The sequence below is a fragment of the Candidatus Methanomethylophilaceae archaeon genome (assembly GCA_017524805.1).
Classification (GTDB): Archaea; Thermoplasmatota; Thermoplasmata; order Methanomassiliicoccales; family Methanomethylophilaceae; genus Methanoprimaticola.
In genome coordinates, this window is the sequence record JAFXUX010000003.1 from 22111 (window position 1) to 45114 (window position 23004).

A 23004-nucleotide genomic window follows, 5' to 3' on the forward strand; every position below is an offset into this window, starting at 1 on the left:
ATGCATCAACAAGGTGAATTGATGGCTGACAAGCCGAAATACAGATTGGAAACTCTTCAGATCCATGCCGGTCAGGAGACCCCCGACCCGACCACCGACGCCCGCGCGGTCCCGATATACATGACCACGTCCTACGTCTTCAAGGATTCCGCGCAGGCCGCCGGACGCTTCGCGCTCGCTGAGCCGGGAAACATCTACACCAGGCTGATGAACCCCACATCGTCGGTGTTCGAAGAGAGGATGGCCGCTTTGGAAGGAGGGATCGCCGCCCTCGCGACATCCTCCGGAGCCTCCGCGATAAGCTATGCGGTGCAGAACATCGCCCTCTCCGGCGACCACATCGTATCTTCCGCCAACGTCTATGGCGGGACTTACAACTTCTTCGCCAACACCATCCGCGAGCAGGGAATAGAGACGAGCTTCGTGGACCCTTCTGACCCTAAGAACTTCGAGAAAGCGATAAAGGGAAACACCAAGCTGCTCTACACCGAAATCCTGGGCAACCCGAATTCCGACGTCGCGGACATCGAGGCAATCTCTGAGATAGCCCACAGGCACGGCATCCCCCTCATTGTGGACAGCACCTTCAGCCCGCCCTCGGTGTTCAGGCCGCTGGAGCACGGCGCGGACATCGTGGTTCATTCCGCCACCAAATTCATCGGAGGCCACGGAGTAGCCATGGGAGGCATCATAATAGACGGCGGAAAATTCGATTGGGCCCAGAACGACAAATTCCCCGGGCTTTCCAAGCCGAATCCATCATACCATGGCGTCGTCTTCACCGATGCCGCCGGGAAAGCCGCATTCGTGACGAAGATACGCACCACGCTCATGAGAGACCAGGGCGCCGTCATCTCCCCGTTCAACTCGTTCCTCCTGCTCCTCGGGCTCGAGACGCTTTCCCTGCGCACCGAGAGGCACATCGAAAATGCCCTCAAAGTCGTGGAGTTCCTAAGGAACCATCCGCAGGTGGAGAAGGTGAACCACCCCTCCTTGGAGACCGGGAAGAAGAAGGAGCTTTACGACAGATACTTCCCGCACGGGGCCGGATCCATATTCACTTTCGAGATCAAAGGCGGAGCTGAGACGGCCAAGAAATTCACGGAATCCCTCGGATTATTCTCGCTTCTGGCCAACGTGGCGGACGTGAAATCCCTGGTGATACACCCCGCTTCCACCACCCACTCCCAGCTGAGCGAGGAGGAGCTCCTCCAGTGCGGAATAAAGCCGAACACGATTCGCCTGTCTATTGGGACGGAGCACATAGACGATATAATTGAGGATCTGAAACGCGGCTTCGAGGCCGTCAGGGAGTGATTCGAATGGCATTGTACAAATCGGTAGATAGAACTATAGGGAACACGCCGTTGGTAGAGCTCACCAACATCGAGAAAGATCTCGGGCTGAAAGCGAGATTGTTCGGCAAGCTTGAGTTCTACAACCCTGCCGGGTCGGTCAAGGACAGGATTGCGAAAGCCATCCTGGATACCCTGGAAGCTGAGGGCAAAATAAACAAGGACACGGTCCTGATCGAGCCCACCTCCGGGAACACCGGCATAGCGCTGGCATCCATCGCGGCCGCCAGGGGATACAAGATCAAAATCGTCATGCCCGAGACCATGTCCGCCGAGCGCCGCAAACTCATCAAAGCCTACGGAGCCGAGCTCATCCTTACCGAAGGGGCCAAAGGGATGAAGGGCGCGGTCGAAAAGGCGGAGGAGCTGGCCAAAGAGATCCCCAATTCGGTCATACCCGGCCAATTCACCAACCAGGCGAACCCCAGAGCCCACTATTACACCACTGGACCCGAAATATACAACGACCTGGAAGGCGAAGTGGACATACTGGTCGCGGGAGTGGGGACCGGCGGAACCCTCTCTGGTACCGGGAAATACCTCAAAGAGAGGAAGCCGGACGTCAAAGTGGTCGCCGTCGAACCCAAAGGTTCGCCCCTCCTCTCCGAAGGAAGAGCTGGGCCCCACAAAATCCAAGGCATCGGAGCCGGATTCATCCCCGAAACTCTGGATACCGGGATATACGACAGGATAATCGCCGTCGAGAACGAGGACGCCTTCGAATGCGCAAGATACGTCGGCAAAAAGGAGGGTTTCCTCGTCGGCATCTCCGCCGGAGCGGCGCTGTCCGCGGCTCTGGAGCTGGCAAAAGACCCTGCCAACGCCGGCAAGAACATCGTAGCGATATTCGCCGACAATGGGGAAAGATATCTTTCCACGGCGCTGTACGAGGAATGAAATGAGCTATATGGTCTCCACGAAAGGAAGGTACGCCCTGCGCGTGATGCTGGATCTGGCAGAGAACGGATCTGATGGGTACATGCCCCTCAAAGACGTATCGAATAGGCAGGACATCTCGCTGAAGTACATGGAGGCCATAATGCCCGGATTGGTCAAAGCAGGCCTGGTCGAAGCTGCCCACGGGAAGAACGGCGGATACAAATTGGCCAGGCCTGCAGAGACATACACCATAGGCGAAGTTCTCAGGGCCGCGGAAGGCCCCATATCTTCGGTCGCATGCCTCAGCGGAGACTTCGAATGCCCGCGTGCGGACACGTGCAGGACGCTCCCTCTTTGGAAGAAGCTGAACGAGATGATCGACGGATACCTCAGCAGCCTGCCGCTCACAGACTTCATTGAAAACGGAAATTGACATCAGGCCTGCTTGTCAAATGCATAAACTATAGTGCTAATTGGAATTGGTAACTGTTTTGGACGCTCAATCGATAGAACTATAGTCCGTATAATGGCACTCAAGTCCGAACAAGCATCGCCTTTGCCATGCGTTAGTGCGGCGAAACGATGGGATTAAATCTCAGCAGAGCGATGCATTGCATAAGACTCGGAACCGGCCCCGAAGGGCCGTAAGGGGTTTCATTGTCTTCAAATGAAGACGTCTCTAAGCAACTCGACAATCAGCCGAATCGCTTCGAGGACCAGGGTTAGTTTTGCAGTGTGTCCCTGGTCCTTTTTCTCGTCCAGGATTTTCACCTCCTTTTCGATTACTCAGGTCGGGGACCGGCGCAAAGGGAGCCCTATGTGCCGGACTCCCTCCCTGGCGGCTGCCCATCTTGGCCCTAAATATATCATGGCTATGCTAGGAGTACACAAAACTTCATGTCACGGCAAAGACGGAGGGACCCAAGAGCCGATCATCTACGGCCACTTATCCAATCAATCAGAGTGGCTATTCAAAATCCCTGATTAGCAGTGCTATAATCTATGACAATCCAAGAAAGGCATTGCCCCTTCGTTAAGAAGCATCATATCCTCAATGGCCTCAGACGGCACTCTGGGATATACGGAAGAGAATGCGTTCAGCCCGCGCCAGAAGATAAGGCTGAAATCGAGAAGACCTCAATGAATCCGATGATCGCCTCTTACTCTGGCCGGCCACAGGATTGGTTACCAACCCTATGCCTTCCACCTTGGCGCATACCACATCTCCGGGCCTGATCTCGGATACCCCCTCCGGAGTGCCGGTAATAAGGATGTCTCCCTCCTCCAGAGCCATGTAGCGGGATATGTACGAGATAAGGAACGGAATCGGGAATATCATATCGCGCGTGTTCCCGGACTGCCTTAGCTCGCCATTGACGGTCAGACTGAGATCCAGATTCTTAACGTCGGTATCCCCTATCGGGACCGGCTCCGACATCGGGCCGAAAGTGTCCATGCCTTTGCTGAGATCCCACGAATTCCCGGATGCGCGGGCTTCCTTCTGCATGTCTCTGGCCGATACATCGTTGAAAACAGCCAGATGGGATACGTAAGACAAAGCCTCAGCTTCAGAGACGTTTTTGGCCCTCTTCCCGAACACCAAAGCAAGCTCGACTTCGTGCTGGACGTTGGTCACGCCATCTGGAATCACTATAGTGTCACCATCCCCGATGATGCAAGACGAGGGCTTGAGGAACACCGTCGGCACCTTCGGCAGCTCTGACTCGAGTTCTTTGATGTGAGAACTATAGTTCCACCCAATGCAGACTATCTTGCCCGGCCTCATATGAATCCGCCTTTAGCTTTGAACTCTGGCTTCTTCTCGGCCGAATCGAGATTCTCCAGTTTCACTGTAGTGCCATAGAACCCCTTGCAGATGACGTAGACTTCGGATGAAGTGGGCCTGGATGCATCGGGAGAATGGACCTTGACCGATTGGAACCTCTTCTCCAACGCTCTCTGAAGCGACGGGAACATGTCCCCCATGAACACTTTCATCACCAATTTGCCGCCTTTCTTCAGGATGCGGTCGCAGACGTTCACCGCATACATGCAAAGGTCGATGGACCTGGCATGATCCATGCAATAATGGCCGGCTATGTTCGGGGCCATGTCGGAAAGAACCACATCGGCCTTGCCGCCGAACCTCTCCAAGAGCTCGGCCATGGTGCTGTCCTCGGTGATGTCCCCGATTATCGTCTCAACCCCTTCCAACGGCTTGATGTATCTCAGATCCACACCGATGACCTTCCCGTCCGGCCATGTGCGCTCCTTAGCGACCTGCAGCCATCCCCCTGGACACGCCCCGAGATCGACGACCGAGTCGCCCTCCTTGAATATGCCAAACCTTTCGTCGATCTGGATCAGCTTGAAGGATGCTCTGGAACGGTAGTTGAGCTTCTTCGCCAGCTTGTAGTAGTGCTCGTTCCTCCTCTCCGCCACCCAGCGGTCATGCAGGTCTGCCATGGCCATTGCATCGCGCATTCAATTTAAATATAACGCCTCATAGCCATCGACGACAAGCAAAAATACGTTCGGAACGTCAATATGGACGCCATGAGATTCGCATCCCCGGAGATATATCGCTTGAACGATAGAGCGCAATCGTACAGCTTCCCATTCCATTCGGTTGACCCTCGCGCCTCGGCCTTCAACGAATCTCTGTATGAGGAGATTCTAACATCCCACTTCCCAGAATTCCATGCGGAATACGTCTCGAAGATGCGCGAAGAGCGCAAGACGGTCTGCCCCACCAGAGAGGATATCACCCTGTTCTCCGAGCAGGAAGTACAGAAGAAATGCGCCGCACTGGATGTCCCCGAAGACGTGCGCTGCATGATTGCGGACCCAAGAGTGTTCGTGCTTGGGGTCATGTCGCCCGAAGTCCATGATCATTGCGAGAGAATCAGGAGAGAGCTCTCATCCGAATCGGACAGGCTGTACGGCAGATGGGCATGGCATTTCATGGAGGAGATCCCTCTCCTTGGCAAGGACGCCGAGGACCTAACAGCCATAATCAGGAATGGGCCCCATGACGTCCATGTCGACGGCAGTGACGTCAGATTGTGGGACGCCCTATATGAGACAGTCCTGCACGATTGCAGCTTCGTCGGAAAGGTTCCTAATAAAATAGGCGGCATGATCGAACTTTATAAGGAAAATGACATCTGGACGATGTTCACTATGCTCTCCGACGGCATCGAGCACGAGGCAAGATTCACCGGATTCGAGGTCAGGAGGCGCCGGAGATGAGATTTCTGGACGCGAAATGGTACGAAGCTATGCAGCGGAGAGGCGCTGAGGAACTCTTCACCATAGACGAAAGAGTAGCCGCGGATCCGGTGAGCCTCCGGAACGAGAGGTTCCCCGACCTTTTCTGGAGGGCGTATTACCGTCTTGCGTGCGCACACGGGTGGTTTGAAGACATACCGACGAAGGCTGATGTGCTGGCGGAAATCCGCTCCTATGCCAAAGACATGGTCGCAGACTACCAAAAAAGAATGCCTTCGTTGCGCGTGGAGGACCCCATCCTGTTCTCAATGTATCTGGTGTCGCAGAGCCAATACGACATCATATCCGATTATTCCAGGCCTTGGGATTCGCTGTTCAAAGAGCGCATCGCAGCCTGCGAGGAGTACGAAAAAAAGGGGATGGCCATAGCTGGCCCGAGAGTCTGGAGGAACTTCGGGCTCCATGATGCGTTGGCTGAGGTCACCTGGGACGGCAAAGACGTCGCCATGACGTTCAGGGGCGGGCTCGGAGGCCCATCGAAAGCGACGTTCCTTAACGCGTCCGTAGTGGAAGGGACACTCCCGGACCGCTTCGGCGGCCTTTACACGGAGATAGGCTTCTCGGACGGGAAATACGAGATCGGGTTCCTTGCCGACACGGACGAGGGGCTGTCCGAATTCTCTCTGACGGCGGACGACGTCCTCATGGAAGATTCGCACGGGAAAACAATGGGTTCCGATCGCGACCCAAGCCTTTCGTTTGCCAGGAATTGGATCAGAGACGAGTGGCAGCCCGATCCAGAACGCAAAACGTACGCCCGCCGCAATGGAAAAGCGAGAAAGAATTGAGTTGCGGCAACCCTCGCCCTCTCGCACCATCAGTTTCGTTTTCCTCTTCTTCAGGGCTTCGAACCGACAGGATTCCCAGCATGACCGCCATCTGGCCATTGGCTTGCGATTTCTCCTATTCGATATTATTCAAAAAACTTTGGAAAAAATCGATTAGCATTATTCACTCAATGCCCTAGAACATCCGGATTCAGAAGGAAATCGAACAGATCCATCGTGATGATGCCCTTTTCATCTCTCAAAATGTTGAGGCCGTTCTTTGTTACGACGATTTTGACAAAAGAATCGTCGATAGACACCAATGACCTCTTCTCTCTGGCCTCCTTATCAGGATCCAAGGACAGCGCGGATTGGATGTAGTATTTCCTGTCCCCTGATGTGGCTACGAAATCGACTTCCAAAGATTTTGTGGCATAGATCGGATGCCCGTTCACGTCGATCCTGTCTGTCTTCTCATACTTGCGGACGACGCCTACGTCTACGTTGAACCCACGATATCTCAGATCGTTATAGAGAATGTTCTCCATTAAGTGGGTCTCCTCCATCTGGCGGAAATTCAACCTGGCGTTGCGGACCCCTATGTCCTCAAAGTAAAGTTTATAGGGCGTCCCTATGTATTTGCGCCCCTTGACGTCGAATCTCCTGGCTCTGGATATCAGAAATGCATCCTCCAAATACCCGATGTACTCGGATACCGTGTCATCGGCGATACTCTTCCCCAACGCTGTGCGAAACGTATCCGATATCTTGCGGGGGTTTATCATGGAGCCTATCATCGACGCGGAAACGTCGAAAACATCCGACAAAGCCGCCGCATTGCGGACATGGTTGCGGGAGACAACATCCTTTAGATAGGTCTCTTCGCAAAGGGTCTGCAAATAGCCTCTCCTCTCTTCCCTGCTTTTCATGGTCGCAATCAGAGGTATGCCGCCGGTCTCGACGTATTCTTTCCATGCCGACTCGGGAGACAGCCCCGTCCCGCCCACGTATTCCGAGAATGAAAGCGGAAAAACATGCAGCACCGTCCCCCTTCCCCTGAATTCGGTTGCTATATCCGATGACAGAAACTTTGAGTTGGACCCGGTCACATATAGCTCATACCCTCTGTGCCTTTGCAGACCGTTCAGAGTGCCGACGAATCCCTCAAGCAATTGCACTTCGTCGAGGAGGAAGAATAGGCGTTCCCTCCCTCCTGCCCACTCTTTCGCGAATGCCCGAAACTTCCTGGAATTGACGAGATAACTGCCATCTTTCTGCATTATCTTCGTATCTTCTTCAGGAAAATATCCGTCCAATATATCCGAATCGTCATCCGAATCGAAAGCAAAACGCAGTATCTCCGATTCGTCAATGCCGGAACCGAGGAGGTGACAGTAGAACAGCTCGTTCATCAGAAAGGATTTTCCAACCCTTCTAGAGCCTGTTATGACTTTGATCAAGCCGTTGCCGATCCGCTCGGAAAGTTTGCGGACGTACGTTTCCCTCGGAAAATCCATGATATCAGACCACCGCATCAAAGTGAAATGAATAATATTCGAAATTATTCAAAAAACTTTGGAAAAAATCGATTAGAAAAAATGAAGCCCGCACCGCAGCGGCATCTGCAGGCTCTGATGGGCGATTGCGATGGTGCGGTGGCAAAAAATCTCCCGATAATATAATGGCTCATGCTTCCATTCGCATGCGATAGAGATGCCCATAGCCCAACTCATAGATCTAGACACGAGCCCGGTCGCAATATACCGCGCGAAAAACATCCCGGAAGGCGCGCACGTCCCCGAGGGGCACTGCAGCATACCTCCGCTGTTCCTCATGGCGGCGAAAAATAGGAAGACATGCGCGGCGGATAGGGCCCACATATTCTGCCACGGGGCCGTCAGCGGCCTGGGATTCGGACCTATCCAGAGCAGGCAGCGCTCAGCGTGGTCCATGTCCGTGGTGCCGGAGGAAGTCAGGGCGGATATGCGCCACGCCGGCAGCGGAGGCCAGAGGGAATACGCCGATTGCGGGGCGGCCCTCGCCCAGATGTCCGAGATAAAGGATTATCCCGGGGAAGACGACGCCATTGTTTTCGAGCCTCTGGATGTCGCGGAAGCCAAAGGCGCCCCGATAGAGGTTGTCGCCCTTCTCGCCGACCCCACCCGCCTCTCGGCCCTGATCATCCTCGCCGGCTACGACAAGAGAACCCCGGGATCCGCCGTGAAGATATTGCACTCGCACGCCTGCCAGGAAATCTACATCATACCGAAGGCCGAAGGGGACTCCGACGATCCCCACGCCATACTCGGCATGACCGACCTGTACGCCAGGAGATTCATAGATCCGGACAAATTCTCGTTCGCCGCGCCGTATTCCCTGTGGAAGAGAATGGAGTCGAACGCGGGCTCCTCATTCCTTACCATGGACAAATGGGCAAAAGCGCTGGGAAAGGCCGGAACCGGGCAACATAATAACCTTTGACGGCATAAAGGGTGTCAGATAAGCATGAGCGGATGGACATACGCCAAATCTGGGGTCAACATCGACCAGAAATCCAGCGCCATCAAAGCGCTGGTAGATGAGATAGGATACCGGAGGGATGGCATCGGCCAGAACGTCCGCCTCCCCGGACTCTTCGCCAGCCTGATCGACTTCGGCGACAGATACATCACCCTGGCAACTGACGGGGTCGGATCCAAGCTCATGATCGCGGAGGCCCTCGGGAAATGGGACACCGTCGGGATCGATTGCATCGCCATGAACGTCAACGATACGATCTGCGTAAACGCCGAGCCCACCTCATTCGTCGATTACATAGCGATAGACAAGCCGAACGAAGACATCACCCGCGACATAGGCATAGGCCTTCAGAAAGGGGCCGAACTGTCCAACATGGAGATCGTGGGCGGGGAGATCGCCGTCCTGCCGGAGATAATCAACGGCGTGGACCTCTCCGGGACCTGCCTCGGATACGTCGAGAAAGACAGGATAATCACCGGGGAAAGCTGCGCCGAGGGCGACCTGATCGTTTCACTGAAGTCCTCAGGAATCCACTCCAACGGCCTGACACTTGCGAGGAAAGTGGTGGAATCCGCCGGCCTGAAATACACCGACAAAGTGTCCGGGCTCTCCAAGAGCATCGGAGAGGAGCTCCTGACCCCCACGGAAATCTATGTCAGGCAGGTCCTGAAGATCACCTCGGAGCATGAGGTGCACGGCCTCGTAGACATCACCGGCGGAGGCCTCAGAAACATCCTCAGAATGAGGAAAGGACTGAGATACGTCATCAGCGACCCCGTGAAACCGGCCCCGATATTCCGGAAACTTCAGGAGCTGGGGCAGATCGAGGACAAAGAGATCTATCAGACCCTGAACATGAGCATGGGATTCACCATCATAGCGCCTGCCGATGAAGCTGAAGCCATCGCCAAAGAATATCCGAACGCGGATGTCGTCGGCCGCGTGGAGAAAGGCGACGGGGTTCTTCTGGAGCCCGGGAACATACTCTACGATCACTACTGACCGCGAAACTCCTTTCCAAAACCTGTTCAATGATGCCGGGGAATCCCCCGGCGAATATGTTTCAGATGGATTTGGCCGAGCCCAGCACGACGTGCGGCCTGCCCTCGTCGAGGGTTACCTTGCATTCTATGTCATAGAGCTCGGATATCAGTTCCTCAGTGATGATCTCCTCCGGCGGGCCCACTTTGGTTATCACTCCGGGAGGGGACATCACGATTATCTGATGGGCGTACTTCGCGGCCACGTTGAGGTCATGGCTGATCATCAGGACGATCATCCCGGACGTCTCGGCCAGACCTCTCAGCAGCTCGGTCACATAGACCTGATGCTTGACATCCAGATTAGCGGTCGGCTCATCCAGTATCAGCATCTTAGGCTTCTGGATCAGCCCGCGGCAGATGGCAACCTTCTGGTGCTGCCCGGCCGAAAGCTGATTGAACCCGCGCATCGCAAGATCCTCTATGCCGAGCATCTTCATCACGCGCGTCGCCATCTCCAGATCGCTGTCGGTGGTCTTCCATTTGGATTCGGATTTCGCTCCCAGCAGGATGGCGTCTATCACCGGCATCGAGAACACATCGAACGTCGTCACCGGGACGTAACCGATGTATTTGGCCACGTCCTTGAGGCTCAGCTCTCTCGTGTCCCACCCGTTTATCAGAACCCTGCCTGCGGTGGGCTTGTTCAGCTTGTTTATGCACTTTATGAGCGTGGACTTCCCCACCCCGTTCGGCCCGACGATGCAATACAGGCCGGGATGGTCCAGCGTGAGGTTGATCCCGCTTATGACCGGGTTGTCCGTGCCGTGGTATGAGAAAGCGACGTCCTGAAGTTCGACGGTCATCTGGCCGCCCTCAGGAAGACCGAATGCCTCCCCCTGCCCGTGGCGGGTCAGCTCCGAATCGGAACCCCCTCTCTTTAAGCTCAGGTTCATCCGATCATCCCCATACCTTGCTGTTCTTCCTGACAATCAGCCAGAGGAACAGCGGTCCGCCCATGAACGCGGTGACCACACCCACCTCCAACTGGGCGGGAGCGATTATCGTGCGTCCGATGAGATCCGCGACGACCAGCAGCAAAGCTCCGAAAGCGGCGGAAGCCGGAAGCAGGAACCTGTTGTCTGGACCGACGAATATCCTCACGATGTGCGGGGCCACCAGACCGACGAATCCGATGAGCCCGGTGAAACTGACAACGGCGGCGGCGATGAGCGCCACTATGAGAAGGATCAATCTCCTCATGCGGTCCGCGTCGACTCCGAGCGATTTCGCGGTGTCGTCTCCGGTAGAGAGGATGTTCAGCTTGCTGGTCAGGAACTGGAGCGCTATCACGCCTGGGATGACGAACACAGCCATCACGACTACGTCGGAGGATCCGGCCATCGCCAAAGATCCTACGGTCCAGCGGTACAGCTGCTGCAGCTTCTCCGGCTCGGCCATCAGAGATATCAGCGTCGTGAAGGCGTTGAATATGTACATGATGGCGATACCCGCCATGATCATCGTCGTGGGAGAGCCGTTCCGCAGCTTCGACAGGATGATGATCACGAACATGGGGATCAGCGAGAACACGAACGCGTTGATGACGGTGGTGTACTGCGCGGGGACCCCGAAGATCGATATCCCAAGCACTATGCCTATGGTCGCTCCGAAACTTGCTCCGGACGACACTCCTGTGGTGTAAGGATCGGCAAGCGGGTTCATCAAAGTGCTCTGCATGGCGACACCTGCCGCCGCGAGACCGACGCCTGCCAATATGCCGAGATAGACCCTCGGCAATCTAATGTCGAATATTATGCTGGCTTCCAAAGACTCCCTGCCCTGCGGGAACTGATAGCCTGTGATCTGCTGGAATATGATCTCATAGCATCTCCCGACTGACAGCGGATAGTCGCCGACGGTCAGCGCCAACAGAAGCACCGCGAAAGTGGCGACTATACATACGACAATGAACACCCATTTTCTGTGGACATACTTCTTGTATTTGTCCACGATCGAATTGGTGGTGTCGTCCCTGTTATCCTCGGCGGGGGCGTCCCAGATGCCCAACGATTTCCTGACGACGTCCTTTATGAGCGGATCGTCGGATACGATGTCTGAGGACATGTTATCGGAAAGATGGGCGGGGATCCGGGCCCGCCCTTGTTTTCTGGTTTCAGGCCATCTTGTAGGGTTGGGCGTTGCCCATGTTCTTGACGTCAGGGTTGCTGTACATCGAGAAGTTGTCGTAGCAGTACTGCATCGCCTCCCATCCTTCCTCCTCGCTGAAGATGTCGGGCCAGATGTACGAGGCCATCAGGAGAAGCTGGGGTATTCCGAAGTAATTGGCGATGTTGTAGTAGTTGACGCCGTAGATCTGCTTGTTGGCGTAGGCGTCGGTGTACTTGAAGACTTCAGCTTTGTTGTTGAAGTCTTCCTCGACCGCTTCGACGGAGTGGGAACCGTTCTGGAACTGGATGATGAATATGACATCGGGGTTCACAGTGTATACCCACTCGAGACTGACCTTGGGGCATCCGGAATCCACTACGAGGTTCACGCTCCTCATCGGGAGTTTGCTCAGAGTGTAGACGTCACCGGGCGCGGAGCCGTTGGTGTAGGGCGAGTCCAAGGAGATGGTGGTCTCGCTGTCGCTGATGGACAGGAAGGGCGAGATGAAAGTGTAGGTCTTGTCGAGCCTTGCGACTCCGTCCGCAACCTTCTTCTCGATGCCGTCGGCCCAGTCGAGGTACTTGTGGGCCTGCTCCATGTCGTCGAGGATGAAACCGAGGATCAGGAGGGATCCGTACTGGTCCACATAATCGGCTGAGCACTTGGTGATCGGCAGCATGATGATCTGCATGTCCAGACCGTTGGCGATCAAGGTCTCCAGCTTGGAATAGTCGTTGTACCAAGGAGCGATGAAGAGGTTCGCGCCGGATGCGGCGAGGGTCTCGGGGGCTCCCTTGTTGGGCTCTCCGATGTTCTTGATCTTATCGCCGACGCCGGGATACCTGTCTTCGGCGGTGATGGAATTGCCGAAGGACTGGTTGGTAGTTCCGATGATCTTGTCATACTCGCCGAGAATGATCAGCGCATCGATTGGATAGATGTGGTGGGTGGCGATCTTGAGGTTGGACTTGTCGATGGGCCACTTGATGCTGGCGATCTTGGGTTCGACATCCCAGTAGTACAGGGTGGTCTCTTCCTTGTCCAGTATCTTCTGGAGAGCGGCGATATCTGCGGAATCGATGACTCCGTCGGCGTTGACATCCGCATACGCGTTCATGTTCTGGTCGAAAAGGGCCTTGCCTTCGAGAATGTTCATCAGAGCGACCATGTCTTTCTGGTCGATGTCGTCGTCTCCGTTGACGTTTCCGAACACCGCAAGCCTGACGCTCTGGGTGTACTTGAAATCGTAAGCGTATGAGTTCATCGCGGTTTTCACGGTCACTGCGCAGGTGGCGGTCTTGGAACCGTCGACGGTGGTCACAGTTATGGTTGCGGTACCGTTGGAGACTCCGGTAACTACGCCGTTGGATACGGTGGCGACTGAGCTGTCGCTGGATTTCCAGGTGACGTTCTTGTTAGTAGCGTTGGAGGGAGCTACGTTCGCGGTGAGCACAGCCGACGATCCTTTCACGACTTCCAGAGTGGTGTTGTCGAGGGAGACTCCCGTGACATTGACGACGGTGGAGACCGCTTTTACCGTGACGCTGCACGTGGCAGTCTTGGAACCGTCCACCGTGGTCACCGTTATGGTCGCATTTCCGGCGGAAACGCCGATCACGACGCCGTTCGAAACCGTGGCGACAGACGTGTTGCTGGATTTCCAGGTGACGTTCTTGTTCGTGGCATCGGAGGGAGACACGGTAGGCGTAAGCGTGTATGACGAGCCAACATCCAATGTTAAGGATGTTTTATCCAATGTAACTTTACTAACGCTAACATCCTTGTTTCCATTTCCGGATGTCAGAACCACTGCGGCCGCTATTGCGGCGATAATGATTATCGCAGCGGCAATAAGGGCTATGAGTTTGTTCTTTTCCATGTGAAACACCGCCCAAATCCAAATTATGGGCTGATTGATTAACCCAGTAATACGTTTATTTGTATGTATAATCCATAATCATTTTAATTACATTAAACAATGAATTATATCAAATTTAGATTCTTGACCCTTTTATGATTTATATTTCGGAGAAAGAGTTAACACTTAATAATATATCCAAAATATTATTTAATAATATAAAAACTGGAAGATATTATTATCTAAACTAACTGAACACATTGTTCGGAATTTAACGGGATGATTACTGCTCTTCAGATGCTTCACCAAAAAAGAGGAATTTTAGCGGCCGACCTTGTTTCCGTTTCCAAATTTCCTCACCGCAACTGGCAACATAGCCCCTGCTCTTTCAAAATAAAAATCACTTAAATTTCGCTAAAATTCATCAGTTCACATAACTGATTACTGCTGATGCTGAAACTATGGCTGTGCCGTTCGCGCGCATAATTGCCTCTTAGCGAATGCGTTTCATTCGTTCCTATGTTCTCTATCATGCGTCCAAAATACTGCTTAATGACACCGAAATCAGGGGACAAGATTTTCTAACCATACTGAATACATTGTTCAGAGTTAACGGCATAATACGATGTTCTTCAGATATTTCACCAAAAAAGATTGGGTTTTCGTAGCCCTATGCACAATATTCATAGTGTTCCAGGTGTACCTAGATCTGAAGATACCCGAATACATGAACGGCATCACGTATGCCATCCAAACCGGACATGCCTCGGACATAGTTCAGCAAGACGGGTATAGGATGGTGGCGTGCGCCCTGCTGAGCTTGGCGGCCTCCGTGTGCGCCGGATTCTTCGCCGCAAAATTCGCGGCCTCTTACACCCGCACCCTCCGCAAAAGAATGTTCTCGAAGGTGCAGGAGCTGTCTTCCCAGGACATCTCGGAGATATCAGCCGCATCCTTGGTGACGAGAAGCACCAACGATCCTTACCAGCTGCAGAACTTCCTCGGAAGAAGCCTGCAGGTCATCGTCAAATCGCCTATACTGGCATCCTGGGCCATCCTGAAGATCTCCGGGTCAGACTGGCATTGGACTGCGATAACCTTGGCCGGGGTGCTGATCATCGTCACCACCATCTCGGTGGTCATGTGGTGCGTCATAAAGTATTTCAAACGCATCCAGTGGCTGAAAGACGACGTCAACCGCGAAGTCCGCGAGAACCTGACGGGATCCAAGGTCATACGCGCGTATAACGCCGAAGAATACCGCAAATCCAAATTCGACGATGCCAGCGAGGCGCTCCTCGACAACAACGTGAAGATATTCACCTGGATGGCGCCCATGGGCAGCATGTCGAGCGCGGTCGTCAACATCATGACCATATCGATCTACTGGGTCGGAGCTTTGCTGATCGCGGACGCCGCGGACCAGGACACCAAATTCCGTCTGTTCTCGGACATGGTGGTCTTCTCGTCGTACGCTCTGCAGGTTATGTCGGCGTTCATGATGCTCACAGGCATAATCCGCGGCTTCCCGGGCGCGAAGGTGTCCTACGGAAGGATGACCGAAGTCATAGAGAGGGAGAGGAGCGTCCCCGAAGGCTCTTTCGACGGCGAGACGCCCGAAACCGGGACGATAGAGTTCGAAAATGTCACATTCACTTATCCCGGAAGGAAAAAGCCGGCGCTGAGCGACGTGAGCTTCAAGATCGGAAAGGGGCAGACCTTGGCGGTGCTCGGATCCACGGGAAGCGGGAAAAGCACGCTGATAAAGCTCATACTGAGGCAATACGACCCCGATTCGGGAAGGGTGATGATAGATGGCAGAGACGCGAAGGATTACACGCGCAAAGCCCTCTATTCCCGCCTCGGGTATGTGCCGCAGACCCCCATAATATTCACCGGCTCCGTGGAGCGCAACGTCAACTTCGGCGAGACATCCCCGTTCAGGAGCCGCGAAGACATCCTCCGCGCCCTCAGGATCGCGCAGGCCGAGGAGTTCGTATCCAAGCTTCCCGAGGGCACAGAAACCGTCCTGTCCCAATACGGGAAGAACGTCTCCGGGGGGCAGAAACAGAGGATAACGATTGCCCGCGCCATATGCAAAGATCCGGAAGCCCTTCTCCTGGACGATTCGTTCTCCGCCTTGGATTTCAAAACGGACAGCGCCCTCCGCGGCTGCCTCAAAAGGGACATGGCGGGAACCACCAAGGTCATAGTGGCCCAGAGGGTGGGGACGGTCATGGACGCGGACCTCATCATCGTCCTGGACGAGGGGGAGGTCATGGGCATAGGGACCCACGAGAGCCTTATGGAAAGCTGCCCGATATACCGCGACACGGCCATAGCGCAGATGGAGGAGCGCCGATGCCGCCGGGAGGACCGCCTTGGGCAAGCGCCGAGAAGCCCAAATCGCTTTGGAAGACGCTTTGGATCCTGCTGAAGTACATCGGAGAATTCAAGTGGCACATAATCGCCGGGATCGTATTCTCCCTGCTGTCGTCTGTCACGCTCCTGCTGGCGCCGCAATATCTCGCCGACATGACCGACGGAATCTCCTCCGGCATCGAAAGCGGCGGCATGGATTTCGGTCCCATCGCGGCCGCCGGGATCGTCCTGGTGGTCCTCTACCTATTGAACATGGCCTTCCGGACCATGGAGAGCTATGTCGTCCCATGCGCGTCGGAACGCAACGGAAACATAATGCGGAAGGACCTCTCGGCGAAGCTGTTCCGCATCCCGCTCAGGATCCTGGACCGCATGAGCGCCGGGGACGTGATGAGCAGGTTCACGAACGACACCGACACCATACGCACCCAGTCGGCGGAATGCATATGCGACCTGGTCACCGCCCTGAGCATGATGGTCGGATCCGCGATCATGATGCTGATCACCGATTCGAATCTGGCCGTCGTGTCGCTGATCCCCGTCCTAATAGGGTTCGGTCTGATGCTGGCGATCATAAAGAAGTCCCAGAAATATTTCGTCGCCCAGGCCAAAAACCTCGGCCGCATGAACTCCCTGGTCGAGGAGATGTACTACGGCATGGACATCGTCAACACGTACAACGACGGCGACCACGCGATGGAAATATTCGACGAGATAAACGACAGCCTCTACAAGAGCGCGTTCACCACGAGGTTCGTCTCCAGCCTCATGCCCCGCATGATGGATTTCCTCTCGAATCTGGGATACGTGGTGGTGTGCGTGTTCGGGTCCGCCATGATCCTGGACGGGAAGATCGGCTTCGGCGTCCTGGTGGCATTCATAGTCTATGTGAAACAGTTCACCGACCCTCTCCTCCGCCTGTCCGATACCTTGGCTTCGATGCAATCCGTCGCCGCCTCCGCGGAAAGGGTGTTCGAGCTGCTGGGAACTGAAGAGATGGAGGACGAGTCCCGCAAGACCAGGGAAGCGCCTTCGGTTGAGGGGCATGTGTCATTCGATCACGTCTGCTTCTCGTATGATAAGGGGACCCCGGTCATCCAAGACCTGTGTTTGGACGTGCATCCGGGCGAGAAAGTGGCCATCGTGGGCCCGACCGGCGCCGGGAAGAGCACCATAGCCAACATCCTAATGAGATTCTACGAGCTGGACTCCGGCAAGATAACGATAGAGGGCGTCGACATATCCGAGATGACCAGGGAGACACTCAGAAGCCTGTTCTGCATGGTCCCGCAGGAATCCTGGACCTTCGGAGCGTCCATCAAGGAGAACATATCCTTGGGGAAGAAAGACGTCAGCGACGAACGCATCAAAGAGGTCTGCGAGGCGATAGGCGCGGACCAATTCATAGAGACGCTGGACGAAGGCTACGACACCGTGCTGAACGAATCGGTGCAGCTGTCCGCCGGGCAGAAGCAGCTGCTGATGATCGCCAGGGCGATGGTAAGGGATGCGCCTCTGCTGATACTAGACGAAGCCACCAGCTCTGTGGACACCAACCTGGAAAAGAAGGTCGAAGCGGCCATGGACCGGCTGAAGGAAGACAAAGCATCGTTCATAATCGCCCATCGCCTGTCCACGATCAAAGACGCCGACGTGATATTGGTTGTGAAGGACGGCCGCATAGAGGAGAAGGGAACCTTCAAGGAGCTTCTTTCTGCAAACGGGTTCTTCAGGACGCTTTACGACAGCCAATTCGAAGGCTGCGACTGACCTCGGAAATCGAGCATCGCGTGGAATGCGCCGCAGACGGAGCCCAAAGCGGCGCAGGTCTCCAGCGAGAATCCTCCGGGCGTTATGTCCAGATTGTATTTCGGGATTTTCATGACATCCTTGGGGACTCCATGCGGGCCTATCCCGAACACCAGAAGAAGGCTCTGGCCACCTCTGACCATCGACGCCGCCTGTGCCACGTCTATCTTTTTGGACGGCTCGGGCCTGCATGTGGTAAGCACCGGGATCCCCAGCTGGGGCGGGAAGCCTTTGGACGGATACGGAAACTTTTGGAAGCGCCCTTTCTCGGCCAGATCGACGAAGTAATCGCCGTGATGACCTATGCTGGTGGTGTTGGCGATCCATTCCGCCACCTCCACCGGTGTGCGGGTCTCCTCCGGGATCGGGAATCCGAAGAGGGCGAGATTCATGTCGAAAGCCATCGCCAGATCTCCCGCGCGTGCTATCACGCGTCTGTGGGGCTCCCTGAAATTCTGGTCGTAAGAATTGTACAGGCCTATGGTCAGCCTTCCGCGGGACATCGCGCATCCCTCTTGCGGCCGACGATGGCATAAGCGTCCCCATCCAGGAACACCTCATAATCGGGATTCTCCTCCTGGATGCGCCTGATCTCTTCCATCAGCTGCGACATCCTCAGCTCGCATGTGCGGATGTCGATGAAAATCCTGTCAGGCTCCAATGAGACCACCATCGCTAATCGGAGAGAAATCATGGTGCCGTGAGCCGGGCTCGAACCAGCGACTTCAAGATCTTCAGTCTTGCACTCTCCCAACTGAGTTACCACGGCGTAATTGGTCTGAATGGATAACTTGTCTATAAAGTTGTTGGCCATCCAAACGGTTTGCGATGCGGGATTATCGATCTGGGTGTCCGCAACCCCTCTTCCTCAGCATCCCAGCCGGATAGTCTCGAACTCCACATCGGTGCCGAAGTCCTTCAGATGCAGGATCTTGGATTCGATCAGAGGGAGCGAATCGCTGTCGCACACCAGCATGGAGTCCCTGCCCATCAGGCATTCTCCCATGCACGACTCGAACCCGTTGAAAACGTAATCCGCCGGCAGCGAAGCCCCGTACATCATCCTGCGGGATGACGTCCCGAACACTCCCACCTTGGAATCGCCTCTTCCGGCCAGAATCTTCCCGAGAGCCGCGGCGTCCGAATCCGCGTCTGTCGGGACCACCGTCATCCTGCCTTTCGGCCCGGATGCCATCTTGGATACCAATTGAGACTCCGTCCTGGGATATGGTGCGGGATCTTCCCCGCGCAATGCGGCGAGATTGCCGTTGATGATGAACATCGAGGGCTGCATGACGCCGGTTGAATGGACCGCTAAGGGATCGCAATAGAAATCTTCGGAACTCCCGGAGAATATGAGCTCTCCTTTCCTGAGCACATGGATCTCGTCCGCCCACGCGTATGCCAGATCGACGTCGTGGGTGGATATCACTATGGTCGTACCCTTGTGGTGCAGCTGCTCCGCGAGCTCCATAAGCTCCAAAGCCATCTGCGGGTCGAGGCCGGCGGTAGGCTCGTCCATTATCAGGACCTCCGGCCTCATAGCCAGGGCCCCGGCCAAAGCCAGCCTCTTCCTCTGCCCGTACGAGAGCTGGAGCGTGTTCTTGCTCCTGAGATCCCCGAGACCGGTCTGGAAAAGGGCCTCCTCGACCCTCTGCTTGACCTCTTCCTCAGGGAGCTTCATGTTCCTGGGACCGTAGGCAATATCCGCTTCCACGGTCTGCCCGAACACCTGATCGTCGGGATTCTGAAGTACCACGGCAACCTTGGAGCGCAGCGCCTTCAGACCTTTCTTCCTGTAGCTCACAGGCTCCCCCATGACCCTTACGACGCCTTCCTTGGGCTTCACGACGCCGTTGAAATGGTAGAAGAGGGTAGATTTCCCGGCGCCGTTTGCGCCCAGTATGACGGTCTTGACGCCTTTCTTGATGGATATGCTGACCCCTTTCATGGAGGGCGTCTTCGAGCCTTCGTAATAGTAAGTGATGCTTTCGGTCTCGATCACGCTCACATGACCACCTCCACAGATTTGCCGAACTCTTTCATGGCATCGATGCGGCCCAATACCGCGCCTTTGACGCATTCGTCGCAATATAGGACGGAATCCCTGCCGGAAATCGCCTCCATGAGGCAGTATTCAACGGCGTTGAAGTGGAAATCAGGCGCCATGTCGGCGGCCCTGAAGAGACGGCGGACGTTGGAACCGTATATGCCCACACGCCCGGTTCCGGCGGGCTCTGGCAGCGAATCCGACACCGCAATAAGGCGTATCTTGCCGACGGATGCGTTCTCCGGAAGCATCTTGCAGAGCATCTGGCTGTTCGTCCTCGGGAACGGTGCCTCCGGCTTCCCGCGTATGGCCTGCACCGAATGGTTCACAGAGAACGTGTGCGGCAATACCAAGCCTGACATCGCAAAAAAAATTATGCGGACGGATTGGTGCGGCGGGAAGGGAGAGCCCCTCCCGCCCGGAAAAAAATCAGAGATCCTCTCCGCCGGCCTCCGAGAAGGCCTCGGTTATCGCTTCGATCTCTTCGTCCTCGGGATCGGACATGATCGGCTGCACCGCAACCACCTTGTCGTCGTCCCGGAGGTCCATGAGCTTCACGCCCTGGGCGTTCCTCCCGGTCTGGCGGACGGTGTCGGCGTCGATGCGGATCATCTTGCCGGATCTGGAGGTCAGCATGAGCTGGTCGCCCGGGGAGACCTTCCTGACGCTCAGGACGCTGCCGTTGCGCTCGCTGCAGACCATGGTGATCACGCCCTTGCCGCCGCGGTGGTGCCTGGTGTACGCGTCCACGTCGGTGACCTTGCCGTATCCGTTCTCGCTGACGGAAAGCAGCCTGTCCCCCGACGTCACGGCCTCCATGGAGACGACCTCGTCGCCCTCGTCCAGCCTCATGCCTATGACCCCGGTCGCGGTCCTGCCCATGGGGCGGGCGTCGGAGTTGGAGAATCTGATGGCCTGGCCGTTCTTGGACGCCATTATGATGTCGTCGTCCGGGCCGCAGATAGCCGCTTCCACGAGCTCGTCGTCCTCGGACTCCGAATCCTCGGAGGTCTTCAGCACTATGGCCTTGATCCCTCTGGACCTGACGTTCTTGTACGCCGAGAGCGCGGTCTTCTTGACCCTGCCCTTCTTCGTGCAGAACACTATGAACCTGTCGTCGGGGAAGTCGGCGGTGCAGACGGTGCTGACGACTGTCTCACCTTCCTCCAGATCCGGTATGAGATTGACGAGAGGCTTGCCCTTGGACTGCCTGCTGCCCTCCGGGACGCGGTATCCCTTGAGCCAATGCATGCGCCCGCGGTCGGTTATGAACAGGATGTAATCGTGGGAAGACATCACGAACATCGAATCGACATGGTCCTCCTCCTTGGTCTGCATCCCGGTCAGCCCGGTGCCGCCGCGCCTCTGCTGCCTGTATGTGCTTAAGGGAATTCTCTTGACGTAATCGTCGCGGGAGATGGTGATGACGACCTTCTGCCTGGGGATGAGATCCTCCTCGTCGCTGTCCAGAGGGTTGGGGTCGATGACGGTGCGGCGCTCGTCGCCGTATGCGTCCTTCATCTCCTTCAGCTCGTCCTTGATTATGGCGGATATCCTGGATTCGTTCGCCAGGATGTCGCGCAGGTCTGCCATCTTCAGCCCCAGATCCACGTACTCGGCCCTTATCGAATCCAGCTCCAATCCTGTGAGTTTCTGCAGCCTCATGTCGAGAATGGCCTTCGCCTGGTCCTCGTCTATCGAGAGCAGGGTCTGCAGCCCGGCGTTGGCCGCCTCCGTGCTTTCTGAGGCCCTTATCAGAGCGATAGTCTCGTCAAGCATGTCTATAGCAGCCATCAGCCCTTCCAGGATGTGGTACCTCTTGGCCGCCTGCTTCAGATCGTATTCGGTTCTGCGGCGGACCACGGACCTCCTGTGGGAGATGTACTGCATTATCAGCTCCTTCAGCGAGAGGACCGAGGGCTTGTTGTTGACGAGAGCGATGTTGATGATGCCGTAGGTGACCTCCATGTTCGTCTTCTTGAACAGATTCTCCAGGACCACCGCGGAAAGGGCGTCTTTGTGGAGCTCTACAACAATCCTCATCCCGTGCCTGTCGGATTCGTCGCGGAGGTCCGTGATCCCTTCGATCTCCTTGTTCTTGACGCGGTCGGCAATCTGCTCGATCAGCGCCGATTTGTTCACCTGGTAAGGTATCTCGTCGACGATGATGCGCTCCTTGCCGTTGCCCATATCTTCGATGTGGGTGTTGGCTCTGACCTTCATCCTTCCGCGCCCGGTCTCGTAGGCAGAGCGGATGCCTCCCACACCGTAGATCGTGCCTCCTGTCGGGAAGTCGGGGCCTCTGACGAACTGCATGAGCTCGTCCATGGACGCCTCGGGATTGTCGATGGTGTATGATATCGCGTCGCAGACCTCGCCGAGGTTGTGGGGCGGCATCTTCGTGGCCATCCCCACCGCTATGCCGTCCGACCCGTTCACCAGAAGATTCGGGAATTTGGATGGCAATACAGAGGGCTCCTTGAGCGAGCCGTCGTAATTGTCCACCATGTCCACGGTCTCTTTGTCGATGTCGGCCAGAAGATCGCTGGCCATCTTGGACATCCTGGCTTCGGTGTAACGCATCGCGGCCGCGGAATCCCCGTCGACAGATCCGAAGTTTCCCTGCCCGTCGACCAGAGGGTATCTCAGAGAGAACGGCTGCGCCATCCTCACCATGGCCTCGTAGGCCGCGAAGTCTCCGTGGGGATGGTATTTACCGAGGACCTCTCCCACCACGGTCGCGGACTTCTTGTGCGGGCGGTTGTAGGTCAGGCCTAGGTTGTCCATGGCGAACAGGATCTTCCTGTGCACCGGCTTCAGCCCGTCGCGGACGTCAGGCAGCGCCCTGCCGACTATGACGCTCATGGAGTAGTCGATGTAAGAGCGCTGCATCTCCTTCTCGACCGGCTGGATTATGACTTTCTTCTCGCCGTCCATGATA

At 55.7% G+C, this 23004-nt stretch carries 20 protein-coding genes and 1 tRNA gene; 9 read left to right on the plus strand and 12 right to left on the minus strand.

Translation table 11 applies throughout. The features are described 5' to 3' along the window. Genes IKP20_00240 through IKP20_00250 form a run of 3 tightly spaced genes read left to right on the plus strand, consistent with a single transcriptional unit; the run spans position 1 to position 2667 of the window. Positions 1-1317 carry an O-acetylhomoserine aminocarboxypropyltransferase/cysteine synthase gene (locus IKP20_00240; GenBank protein MBR4503410.1) on the plus strand — a complete coding sequence of 439 codons (1317 nt, stop codon included), beginning with the start codon at positions 1-3 and terminating at the stop codon, positions 1315-1317. 5 nt (positions 1318-1322) lie between these two features. Then, a complete protein-coding gene (cysK, locus tag IKP20_00245; protein MBR4503411.1) occupies positions 1323-2252 on the plus strand; it encodes a cysteine synthase A in 930 nt (309 codons plus the stop codon). 1 nt (position 2253) lies between these two features. Beyond that, positions 2254-2667 carry an RrF2 family transcriptional regulator gene (locus IKP20_00250; protein ID MBR4503412.1) on the plus strand — a complete coding sequence of 138 codons (414 nt, stop codon included), beginning with the start codon at positions 2254-2256 and terminating at the stop codon, positions 2665-2667. Between the two features lie 627 nt (positions 2668-3294). Here IKP20_00250 and IKP20_00255 read toward each other — a convergent pair. Both IKP20_00255 and IKP20_00260 read right to left on the minus strand, forming a co-directional pair. After that, positions 3295-4020, minus strand: coding sequence for a fumarylacetoacetate hydrolase family protein (locus IKP20_00255; protein MBR4503413.1), 726 nt, complete (start codon positions 4018-4020; stop codon positions 3295-3297). After that, on the minus strand, positions 4017-4676 hold the full coding sequence (locus IKP20_00260) for an RlmE family RNA methyltransferase (GenBank protein MBR4503414.1): 660 nt from the start codon (positions 4674-4676) through the stop codon (positions 4017-4019). Before IKP20_00260 ends, IKP20_00255 begins: the two co-directional genes overlap by 4 nt. A gap of 144 nt (positions 4677-4820) precedes the next feature. Here IKP20_00260 and IKP20_00265 point away from each other — a divergent pair, with 144 nt between their 5' ends. Together IKP20_00265 and IKP20_00270 are read left to right on the plus strand one after the other, a co-directional pair. After that, positions 4821-5486, plus strand: a complete 666-nt coding sequence (locus IKP20_00265; protein ID MBR4503415.1) for a hypothetical protein — start codon at positions 4821-4823, stop codon at positions 5484-5486. Then, positions 5483-6313 (plus strand): hypothetical protein, encoded by an 831-nt coding sequence (locus IKP20_00270; protein MBR4503416.1) that lies wholly within the window; start codon positions 5483-5485, stop codon positions 6311-6313. The genes IKP20_00265 and IKP20_00270 overlap by 4 nt, the downstream gene beginning before the upstream one ends. 167 nt (positions 6314-6480) lie before the next feature. On the opposite strand, the gene IKP20_00275 is transcribed toward IKP20_00270, so the two are convergent. Next, positions 6481-7809 carry an ATP-binding protein gene (locus tag IKP20_00275; GenBank protein ID MBR4503417.1) on the minus strand — a complete coding sequence of 443 codons (1329 nt, stop codon included), beginning with the start codon at positions 7807-7809 and terminating at the stop codon, positions 6481-6483. A 196-nt stretch (positions 7810-8005) separates the two neighbouring features. Between IKP20_00275 and IKP20_00280 the strand changes: the two genes are divergently transcribed. Further along, entirely contained in the window at positions 8006-8773 is a 768-nt protein-coding gene (locus IKP20_00280; protein MBR4503418.1) for a DUF169 domain-containing protein, read from the plus strand. 24 nt (positions 8774-8797) lie between these two features. Next, positions 8798-9814, plus strand: a complete 1017-nt coding sequence (locus IKP20_00285) for a phosphoribosylformylglycinamidine cyclo-ligase (GenBank protein ID MBR4503419.1) — start codon at positions 8798-8800, stop codon at positions 9812-9814. Positions 9815-9875: 61 nt separating this feature from the next. On the opposite strand, the gene IKP20_00290 is transcribed toward IKP20_00285, so the two are convergent. The 3 genes from IKP20_00290 to IKP20_00300 are packed head-to-tail and all read right to left on the minus strand — an operon-like array spanning position 9876 to position 13843. Beyond that, positions 9876-10748, minus strand: a complete 873-nt coding sequence (locus IKP20_00290; GenBank protein ID MBR4503420.1) for an ABC transporter ATP-binding protein — start codon at positions 10746-10748, stop codon at positions 9876-9878. Between the two features lie 4 nt (positions 10749-10752). Continuing rightward, the gene (locus tag IKP20_00295) at positions 10753-11919 is read right to left on the minus strand and encodes an iron ABC transporter permease (protein ID MBR4503421.1); all 1167 of its coding nucleotides are present in this window, start codon (positions 11917-11919) and stop codon (positions 10753-10755) included. Positions 11920-11968: 49 nt separating this feature from the next. Next, complete coding sequence (locus IKP20_00300; GenBank protein MBR4503422.1) at positions 11969-13843, minus strand: Ig-like domain-containing protein; 1875 nt, start codon at positions 13841-13843, stop codon at positions 11969-11971. 604 nt (positions 13844-14447) lie between these two features. On the opposite strand from IKP20_00300, the gene IKP20_00305 reads away from it, so the two are divergent. Together IKP20_00305 and IKP20_00310 are read left to right on the plus strand one after the other, a co-directional pair. Then, positions 14448-16259: an ABC transporter ATP-binding protein gene (locus tag IKP20_00305; GenBank protein ID MBR4503423.1), complete on the plus strand. Its 1812-nt coding sequence runs from the start codon at positions 14448-14450 to the stop codon at positions 16257-16259. Beyond that, positions 16184-17974, plus strand: coding sequence for an ABC transporter ATP-binding protein (locus tag IKP20_00310; protein ID MBR4503424.1), 1791 nt, complete (start codon positions 16184-16186; stop codon positions 17972-17974). Before IKP20_00305 ends, IKP20_00310 begins: the two co-directional genes overlap by 76 nt. Here the strand turns inward: IKP20_00310 and IKP20_00315 are convergent. From IKP20_00315 to gyrA, 6 genes are all read right to left on the minus strand, one after another. Next, complete coding sequence (locus IKP20_00315) at positions 17944-18516, minus strand: DUF531 family protein (protein ID MBR4503425.1); 573 nt, start codon at positions 18514-18516, stop codon at positions 17944-17946. The two genes, IKP20_00310 and IKP20_00315, sit on opposite strands and share 31 nt — an antisense overlap. Continuing rightward, positions 18498-18686, minus strand: a complete 189-nt coding sequence (locus IKP20_00320) for a hypothetical protein (protein MBR4503426.1) — start codon at positions 18684-18686, stop codon at positions 18498-18500. Before IKP20_00320 ends, IKP20_00315 begins: the two co-directional genes overlap by 19 nt. 20 nt (positions 18687-18706) lie before the next feature. Beyond that, a tRNA-Phe gene (locus IKP20_00325) sits at positions 18707-18782 on the minus strand. Between the two features lie 99 nt (positions 18783-18881). Further along, positions 18882-20024 (minus strand): ABC transporter ATP-binding protein, encoded by a 1143-nt coding sequence (locus IKP20_00330; GenBank protein MBR4503427.1) that lies wholly within the window; start codon positions 20022-20024, stop codon positions 18882-18884. Next, complete coding sequence (locus tag IKP20_00335) at positions 20021-20425, minus strand: hypothetical protein (GenBank protein ID MBR4503428.1); 405 nt, start codon at positions 20423-20425, stop codon at positions 20021-20023. Before IKP20_00335 ends, IKP20_00330 begins: the two co-directional genes overlap by 4 nt. Before the next feature lie 67 nt (positions 20426-20492). Further along, the gene (gene gyrA / locus IKP20_00340; protein ID MBR4503429.1) at positions 20493-23000 is read right to left on the minus strand and encodes a DNA gyrase subunit A; all 2508 of its coding nucleotides are present in this window, start codon (positions 22998-23000) and stop codon (positions 20493-20495) included. Between the last annotated feature and the right edge of the window lie 4 nt (positions 23001-23004).